This window comes from Nocardioides zeicaulis (genome assembly GCF_042432345.1).
Taxonomy (GTDB): Bacteria; Actinomycetota; Actinomycetes; order Propionibacteriales; family Nocardioidaceae; genus Nocardioides; species Nocardioides zeicaulis.
Genome location: NZ_JBHLXH010000001.1, coordinates 2,890,138 through 2,896,781, shown reverse-complemented (window position 1 = coordinate 2,896,781; position 6,644 = coordinate 2,890,138). Strand labels below are relative to the sequence as shown.

The 6,644-nt window shown below is 66.8% G+C and carries 14 protein-coding genes; all 14 read right to left on the bottom strand.

Going from position 1 to position 6,644, the window contains the following annotated elements:
* The coding region (secY, locus tag ACFFJG_RS14240) for a preprotein translocase subunit SecY (RefSeq protein ID WP_378519372.1) at positions 1-1,198 on the bottom strand (1,198 nt) is incomplete at its 3' end.
* A gap of 188 nt (positions 1,199-1,386) precedes the next feature.
* The gene (rplO, locus tag ACFFJG_RS14235) at positions 1,387-1,827 is read right to left on the bottom strand and encodes a 50S ribosomal protein L15 (RefSeq protein WP_378519371.1); all 441 of its coding nucleotides are present in this window, start codon (positions 1,825-1,827) and stop codon (positions 1,387-1,389) included.
* A 1-nt stretch (position 1,828) separates the two neighbouring features.
* On the bottom strand, positions 1,829-2,011 hold the full coding sequence (gene rpmD, locus ACFFJG_RS14230) for a 50S ribosomal protein L30 (RefSeq protein WP_056599717.1): 183 nt from the start codon (positions 2,009-2,011) through the stop codon (positions 1,829-1,831).
* Entirely contained in the window at positions 2,011-2,631 is a 621-nt protein-coding gene (gene rpsE, locus ACFFJG_RS14225) for a 30S ribosomal protein S5 (RefSeq protein ID WP_378519370.1), read from the bottom strand. The genes rpmD and rpsE overlap by 1 nt, the downstream gene beginning before the upstream one ends.
* 46 nt (positions 2,632-2,677) lie before the next feature.
* Positions 2,678-3,061, bottom strand: a complete 384-nt coding sequence (gene rplR / locus ACFFJG_RS14220) for a 50S ribosomal protein L18 (protein WP_378519369.1) — start codon at positions 3,059-3,061, stop codon at positions 2,678-2,680.
* A gap of 1 nt (position 3,062) precedes the next feature.
* On the bottom strand, positions 3,063-3,605 hold the full coding sequence (gene rplF, locus ACFFJG_RS14215) for a 50S ribosomal protein L6 (protein ID WP_268109907.1): 543 nt from the start codon (positions 3,603-3,605) through the stop codon (positions 3,063-3,065).
* Between the two features lie 34 nt (positions 3,606-3,639).
* The gene (gene rpsH, locus ACFFJG_RS14210; protein ID WP_378519368.1) at positions 3,640-4,059 is read right to left on the bottom strand and encodes a 30S ribosomal protein S8; all 420 of its coding nucleotides are present in this window, start codon (positions 4,057-4,059) and stop codon (positions 3,640-3,642) included.
* 69 nt (positions 4,060-4,128) lie between these two features.
* The gene (locus ACFFJG_RS14205; RefSeq protein ID WP_011757321.1) at positions 4,129-4,314 is read right to left on the bottom strand and encodes a type Z 30S ribosomal protein S14; all 186 of its coding nucleotides are present in this window, start codon (positions 4,312-4,314) and stop codon (positions 4,129-4,131) included.
* Between the two features lies 1 nt (position 4,315).
* Complete coding sequence (rplE, locus tag ACFFJG_RS14200; RefSeq protein ID WP_378519367.1) at positions 4,316-4,882, bottom strand: 50S ribosomal protein L5; 567 nt, start codon at positions 4,880-4,882, stop codon at positions 4,316-4,318.
* Between the two features lies 1 nt (position 4,883).
* A complete protein-coding gene (gene rplX, locus ACFFJG_RS14195; protein WP_378519366.1) occupies positions 4,884-5,237 on the bottom strand; it encodes a 50S ribosomal protein L24 in 354 nt (117 codons plus the stop codon).
* Positions 5,238-5,240: 3 nt separating this feature from the next.
* Positions 5,241-5,609: a 50S ribosomal protein L14 gene (gene rplN, locus ACFFJG_RS14190; protein ID WP_056599693.1), complete on the bottom strand. Its 369-nt coding sequence runs from the start codon at positions 5,607-5,609 to the stop codon at positions 5,241-5,243.
* 102 nt (positions 5,610-5,711) lie between these two features.
* Positions 5,712-5,981, bottom strand: a complete 270-nt coding sequence (gene rpsQ / locus ACFFJG_RS14185) for a 30S ribosomal protein S17 (RefSeq protein ID WP_121141577.1) — start codon at positions 5,979-5,981, stop codon at positions 5,712-5,714.
* Positions 5,978-6,223, bottom strand: a complete 246-nt coding sequence (rpmC, locus tag ACFFJG_RS14180) for a 50S ribosomal protein L29 (protein ID WP_378519365.1) — start codon at positions 6,221-6,223, stop codon at positions 5,978-5,980. The genes rpsQ and rpmC overlap by 4 nt, the downstream gene beginning before the upstream one ends.
* On the bottom strand, positions 6,223-6,642 hold the full coding sequence (gene rplP, locus ACFFJG_RS14175) for a 50S ribosomal protein L16 (protein WP_378519364.1): 420 nt from the start codon (positions 6,640-6,642) through the stop codon (positions 6,223-6,225). The genes rpmC and rplP overlap by 1 nt, the downstream gene beginning before the upstream one ends.
* Positions 6,643-6,644 lie beyond the last annotated feature (2 nt).

Here is a 6,644-nt window from a genome sequence, read left to right as displayed (position 1 = left end):
CGCCGAACGGGAAGTTCTGGTTGGCCTGGATCACCGCGAACGCGATGAGGGGCACCATGGCGATGAGACCGAGGTAGAGGGCTCCAGGGAACGTGATGCGGGACAGGACGTAGGACAGGTAGTCCTCGGTCGGCTTGCCCGCCCGGATCCCGGGGATGAAGCCGCCGTACTTCTTCATGTTGTCCGCCACCTCGACAGGGTTGAAGGTGATCGAGACGTAGAAGTACGCGAAGAAGATGATCAGCAGGAAGTACGCCAGCATGTAGAGCGGGTGGTCGCCACGGACGAGGTAGGTGCCGATGAAGTCGAGCACCGGGTTCTTGCTGTCGGGGTTGAACTGCACCGCCATCGCCGGCAGGTAGAGCAGCGACGAGGCGAAGATGACCGGGATGACGCCGGCCTGGTTGACCTTGAGCGGGATGTAGGTGGAGTTGCCGCCGAACATCTTGCGACCCACCATGCGGCGGGCGTACTGCACCGGGATGCGGCGCTGCGCCTGCTCCATGAAGATCACGGCCGCGACCATGATCAGGCCGATCACCAGCACGATGCCGAAGACGACCCAGCCCTTGGAGGTCTTCACGCCCCACAGCGTGGCGGGGAAGGTCGCGACGACCTGGGTGAAGATGAGGATCGACATGCCGTTGCCGATGCCGCGGTCGGTGATGAGCTCGCCGAGCCACATGATGACCGCGGTGCCGGCGGTCATGGTGATGACCATGACCAGGAAGGTGCCCGTGCCGTTGTCGTGCAGCAGGTCGCGGTCGCAGCCCTGGAGCAGGGCGCCGCTGCGCGCGAGCGCCACGATGCCGGTCGCCTGGAGGAGCGCGAGGCCCAGCGTCAGGTACCGGGTGTACTGGGTGATCTTCGACTGGCCGGCCTGGCCCTCCTGCTTCAGCGCCTCGAGCCGCGGGATCACCACGACGAGCAGCTGCAGGATGATGGAGGCCGTGATGTACGGCATGATCCCGAGCGCGAAGATGGTGAGCTGGAGCAGCGCACCACCGGAGAAGAGGTTGATCAGGCTGTAGAGCCCGCCCGACTCCAGGTCGCTGATGCAGGACTGGACGTTGGCCACGTTGACGCCCGGGGTCGGCACCTGGGAGCCGAGCCGGAAGACCGCGACGATCAGCAGGACGAAGAGCAGCTTGCGCCGCAGGTCCGGCGTCCGGAAAGCATTGGCGAACGCGCCTAGCACTGGTTCCTCTTTCGTTGGTTGCCCGCCTTGTGTGGCGGGCTGACGAGAGACCTCTCACCGGCATCCGGCGATGGGCCCGGGGAAGCCTAACAGTCGCGGTGTGCCCCGCTTCTCCCCAGTAACGACGAAGGCCTGGCCGACAGTTCCCACTGTGGGCCAGGCCTGCGCCGGATGAAGCTGGTGTGGCCTCAGGCCACGGTCGCGCTGCCGCCGGCCGCCTCGATCTTCTCCTTGGCGGAGGCCGAGAAGGCGTCGACGCTGACCTGGACGGCGACGGAGATGTCGCCCTGGCCCAGGACCTTGACGGGCTGGCCCTTGCGGACCGCGCCCTTCTCCACGAGGTCGGCCACCGTGACGGCGCCACCCTCGGGGAACAGCTCGCCGAGGCGGTCGAGGTTGACGACCTGGAACTCCACGCGGAAGGGGTTCTTGAAGCCCTTCAGCTTGGGCAGGCGCATGTGGATCGGCATCTGGCCACCCTCGAAGGCGACCGGGACCTGGTAGCGCGCCTTGGTGCCCTTGGTACCGCGGCCCGCCGTCTTGCCCTTGGAGCCCTCACCGCGACCCACGCGGGTCTTGGCGGTCTTGGCACCCGGAGCGGGACGCAGGTGGTGCAGCTTGAGCGTCATGTCACTCCACCTCCTCGAACGTCACGAGGTGACGCACCGTGTTGATCATGCCCCGGATCTCAGGGCGGTCTTCCTTGACGACGACGTCGCCGATGCGCTTGAGACCGAGCGAACGCAGGGTCTCGCGCTGGTTGGCCTTGAGGCCGACCAGGCCGCGCTTCTGCTGGACCTTGAGCTGTGCCATCAGGACTGCACCCCCGCCGCCGCCTCGGCCTGGCCCTCGGCGCGCGCCTTGAGCAGCGCGGCCGGGGTGACGTCCTCGACGCGCATGCCGCGGCGAGCGGCCACGGCCTCGGGCTCCTCCAGCATCCGCAGCGCCTCGACGGTCGCGTGCACGATGTTGATCTGGTTGGACGAGCCGAGCGACTTGCTCAGCACGTCGTGGATGCCGGCGCACTCGAGGACCGCACGCACCGGGCCACCGGCGATGACGCCGGTACCGGGAGCGGCGGGACGCAGCAGGACGACGCCCGCGGCCTTCTCGCCCTGCACCGGGTGCGGGATGGTGCCCTGGATGCGGGGGACCTTGAAGAAGTGCTTCTTGGCCTCCTCGACACCCTTGGCGATCGCCGCGGGAACTTCCTTGGCCTTGCCGTAGCCGACGCCGACCAGGCCCTCGCCGTCGCCGACGATCACGAGGGCGGTGAAGCTGAAGCGACGACCACCCTTCACGACCTTGGCGACTCGGTTGATCGCCACGACTCGCTCGATGTAGACAGACTTCTCGGCCTGGCCACGACCGTTGTCGCGTCCGCGACGGTCGCCCGAGCCACCGCTGCGCTGTCCGCGCTGGGCTCCGCTCATGAGATGTGCTCCATATCTAAGTTCTCTCTCTGCTCGCGTGAGGCGATCAGAAGGACAATCCGCCCTCGCGGGCGGCATCGGCGAGGGCCGCGATGCGACCGTGGTACTTGTTGCCGGCCCGGTCGAAGACGACGTCCTCGATACCGGCGGCCTTGGCGCGCTCGGCGACGAGCTCGCCGACCTTCTTCGCCTTGGCGGTCTTGTCACCCTCGGTGCCGCGCACGTCGGCCTCCATGGTGGAGGCGTAGGCGAGCGTCGCGCCCTGGAGGTCGTCGACGACCTGCACCGAGAGGTGCTTGGCCGACTTGGTGACGACGAGGCGGGGACGCTCGGCGGTGCCGTTGATGCGCTTGCGCCCGCGCGCCTGGCGGCGCAGACGGGCACGCACGCGGTTCGCGGTGTGCTTGTTGTTGCTCAGCGAGATCGCCATGTCACTTACCGGCCTTTCCGACCTTGCGGCGGATGTGCTCGCCGGCGTAGCGCACGCCCTTGCCCTTGTAGGGCTCAGGCTTGCGGAGCTTGCGGATCTTGGCCGCGACCTCGCCCACGAGCTGCTTGTCGATGCCGACGACACCGAGCTTGGTCGGGCCCTCGACGGTGAAGGTGATGCCCTCGGGGGCGTCGAAGATGATCGGGTGCGAGTAGCCGAGCTGGAACTCGAGCTGGGTCGGACCCTTGGGCAGGACGCGGTAGCCCACGCCCACGATCTCGAGCTTCTTCTCGTAGCCCTCGGTGACGCCCACCACCATGTTGTTGATGAGCGTGCGGGTGAGGCCGTGGAGCGAGCGGCTGTTGCGCTCGTCGTCGGGACGCTGCACCTCGAGGATGCCGTCCTCGCCCTTGGCGACCGTGATCGGCGAGGCGATGGTGTGCGACAGGGTGCCCTTGGGGCCCTTGACGGTCACCAGCGAGTCGTCGATCGCGACGTCGACACCGGACGGGACCGCGATGGGGAGCTTGCCAATGCGCGACATGCTTCTCTCTCTTCCTGGTCTCAGTTGGTCCGGGTCACCAGACGTAGGCGAGGACTTCGCCGCCCACGCCCTTCTGGTTCGCCTGGCGGTCGGTCAGCAGGCCCTGCGACGTCGAGATGATCGCGACGCCGAGGCCTCCGAGGACCTTGGGCAGGTTGGTGTGCTTGGCGTACACGCGCAGGCCGGGCTTGCTGATGCGGCGGACGCCCGCGATCGAGCGCTCCCGGTTGCGGCCGTACTTGAGCGTCACGGTCAGCGTCTTGCCGACAGCGGGCTCGCCCTCGGCGGTCGTGTTGTCCGCGACGTCGTAGGAGGTGATGTAGCCCTCCTGCTTGAGGATCTCTGCGAGGCCGGCCTTCATCTTGCTGTAAGGCATCGACACCACGTCGTGGTACGCCTGGTTGGCGTTGCGCAGACGCGTGAGCATGTCTGCGATCGGGTCAGTCATCGTCATGATGTGGTTCTTTCTCGTCGTGGTTTCCTCAGGCTCGCGGCCTGGGGACCTGCAACGTGTGTGAGGTGATTACCAGGAGGACTTGGTGACGCCGGGCAGCTCGCCGCGGTGGGCCATCTCCCGCAGGCAGATGCGGCACAGGCCGAACTTGCGGTAGACGGCCTTCGGGCGACCGCAGCGCTGGCAGCGGGTGTAGCCGCGGACAGCGAACTTCGGCTTGCGGGCGGCCTTGACCTTGAGAGCAGTCTTCGCCATGTCAGTTCTCCTTGAACGGGAAGCCGAGCTGCTTGAGCAGCGCCCGACCCTCGTCGTCGTTGGTGGCGGTGGTCACGACGGTGATGTCCATGCCGCGCGAGCGGTCGATCCTGTCCTGGTTGATCTCGTGGAACATGACCTGCTCGGTGAGACCGAAGGTGTAGTTGCCACGCCCGTCGAACTGCTTGGGCGAGAGGCCGCGGAAGTCGCGGATGCGGGGCAGCGCCAGGGACAGCAGGCGGTCGAGGAACTCCCACATGCGGTCGCCGCGGAGCGTGACGTGGGCGCCGATCGGCATGCCCTCGCGCAGCTTGAACTGCGCGATGGACTTGCGGGCCTTGGTCACGGCCGGCTTCTGGCCGGTGATCGCGGTGAGGTCGCGGATCGCGCCCTCGATCAGCTTGGAGTCACGAGCAGCCTCGCCGACACCCATGTTGACCACGATCTTGGTCAGGCCGGGGACCTGCATGATGTTGGCGATCTCGAACTCGGAGCGCAGCGCGGGGACGATCTCCTCGCGGTAGCGCGCCTTGAGACGCGGAATCTCCGTGGAGGTGGTCTCGGCCATCTCAGATCTCCTTGCCGGTCTTGCGGGACACGCGGACCGAGCGGCTGGCGGCGTAGGTCGAGCCGTCGGGACGGCGCTTGGTGACCTCGTCGCGACGGAAGCCGACGCGGGTGACGCCGTCACCCTCGACGAGCATCACGTTGGAGACGTGGATGGGCGCCTCACGGGTGATGATGCCGCCGGTGGTGCCGGTCTGCTGCACGGACTTGGTGTGGCGCTTGACGAGGTTGACACCCTCGACGATCACACGGTCCTCCTCGCGGAGCACCGAGATGACCTTGCCCTGGGCACCCTTGTCCTTGCCGGCGATCACCTTGACGGTGTCGCCCTTCTTGATGTTCATGTTCTTACCCATCTCTCACAACACCTCCGGGGCGAGCGAGATGATCTTCATGAACCGCTTCTCGCGCAGCTCGCGGCCGACGGGGCCGAAGATGCGCGTGCCACGGGGCTCGCCGTCGTTCTTGAGGATGACGGCGGCGTTCTCGTCGAAGCGGATGTAGGAACCGTCGGCGCGGCGACGCTCCTTGACGGTGCGCACGACCACGGCCTTGACGACGTCGCCCTTCTTGACGTTGCCACCGGGGATCGCGTCCTTGACGGTGGCGACGATGACGTCACCGATGCCGGCGTAGCGACGCCCAGAGCCACCGAGAACACGGATGCAGAGGATCTCCTTCGCACCGGTGTTGTCGGCGACCTTGAGTCGCGACTCCTGCTGGATCATTGATTTCTCCTGGTTGTCGAGCTGGTTCTCGCCCTCTCCTCGGAGAGCGAGCCTGGCCGAACTGATATGTGGAAACTGGTGCTGAGGCCCGGGGGCCTCAGGTCACTTGGCCTTCTCGAGGACCTCGACGAGGCGCCAGCGCTTGGTGGCCGACAGCGGACGGGTCTCCATGATGAGGACCCGGTCGCCGATGCCGCACTGGTTGGTCTCGTCGTGCGCCTTGAGGCGCGAGGTCTTGCGGAGGACCTTGCCGTAGAGGGCGTGCTTCACGCGGTCCTCGACGGCCACGACGATGGTCTTGTCCATCTTGTCGCTGACCACGAGGCCCTCGCGGACCTTGCGCTGGTTGCGCTCGACTGCGTTCTCGCTCATGCCTTCGCCTCTTCGTTCTCGGCGCCCGGGGTGGTGCGGATCCCGAGCTCGCGCTCACGGACCACGGTGTAGATCCGGGCGATGTCCTTCTTGACCGTGCGGAGCCGGCTGTGGCTCTCCAGCTGGCCGGTGGCCGCCTGGAACCGGAGGTTGAACAGCTCCTCCTTGGCCTCGCGCAGCTTCGCCTCCAGGTCGGTGGCGTTGAGCTCGTCGAGCTCATGGGCGTTCAGCTTGGTAGCCATCAGAATTCACCGGCCTCACGGGAGATGAACCGGCACTTCATCGGGAGCTTGTGCATCGCGCGGCGCATGGCCTCGCGAGCGACGGTCTCGTCGACGCCGGAGAGTTCGAACATGACGCGGCCGGGCTTGACGTTGGCGACCCACCACTCGGGGGAGCCCTTGCCCGAACCCATGCGGGTCTCGGCCGGCTTCTTGGTCAGCGGGCGGTCCGGGTAGATGTTGATCCAGACCTTGCCGCCACGCTTGATGTGACGGGTCATGGCGATACGGGCCGACTCGATCTGTCGGTTGGTCACGTAGTGACCCTCGATCGCCTGGATGCCGAACTCACCGAAGGCCAGCGTCGTGCCGCCCTTGGCGGCGCCACGGCGCTTGGGGTGGTGCTGCTTGCGGTGCTTGACGCGACGGGGCATCAGCATGA

Bases quoted from the DNA above. Each gene is read 5' to 3' on its own strand.
- rplR (WP_378519369.1), bottom strand. From the start codon at position 3,061: ATGGCGATCTCGCTGAGCAACAACAAGCACACCGCGAACCGCGTGCGT.
- ACFFJG_RS14205 (WP_011757321.1), bottom strand. From the start codon at position 4,314: ATGGCGAAGACTGCTCTCAAGGTCAAGGCCGCCCGCAAGCCGAAGTTC.
- rpsE (WP_378519370.1), bottom strand. From the start codon at position 2,631: ATGAGCGGAGCCCAGCGCGGACAGCGCAGCGGTGGCTCGGGCGACCGT.
- rplF (WP_268109907.1), bottom strand. From the start codon at position 3,605: ATGTCGCGCATTGGCAAGCTCCCCATCGCGGTCCCGTCCGGTGTCGAC.
- rplN (WP_056599693.1), bottom strand. From the start codon at position 5,609: ATGATCCAGCAGGAGTCGCGACTCAAGGTCGCCGACAACACCGGTGCG.
- rplE (WP_378519367.1), bottom strand. From the start codon at position 4,882: ATGGCCGAGACCACCTCCACGGAGATTCCGCGTCTCAAGGCGCGCTAC.
- rpmC (WP_378519365.1), bottom strand. From the start codon at position 6,223: ATGGCTACCAAGCTGAACGCCCATGAGCTCGACGAGCTCAACGCCACC.
- rpsQ (WP_121141577.1), bottom strand. From the start codon at position 5,981: ATGAGCGAGAACGCAGTCGAGCGCAACCAGCGCAAGGTCCGCGAGGGC.
- rpmD (WP_056599717.1), bottom strand. From the start codon at position 2,011: ATGGCACAGCTCAAGGTCCAGCAGAAGCGCGGCCTGGTCGGCCTCAAG.
- rpsH (WP_378519368.1), bottom strand. From the start codon at position 4,059: ATGACGATGACTGACCCGATCGCAGACATGCTCACGCGTCTGCGCAAC.
- rplX (WP_378519366.1), bottom strand. From the start codon at position 5,237: ATGGGTAAGAACATGAACATCAAGAAGGGCGACACCGTCAAGGTGATC.
- rplP (WP_378519364.1), bottom strand. From the start codon at position 6,642: ATGCTGATGCCCCGTCGCGTCAAGCACCGCAAGCAGCACCACCCCAAG.
- rplO (WP_378519371.1), bottom strand. From the start codon at position 1,827: ATGACGCTCAAGCTGCACCACCTGCGTCCCGCTCCGGGTGCCAAGACC.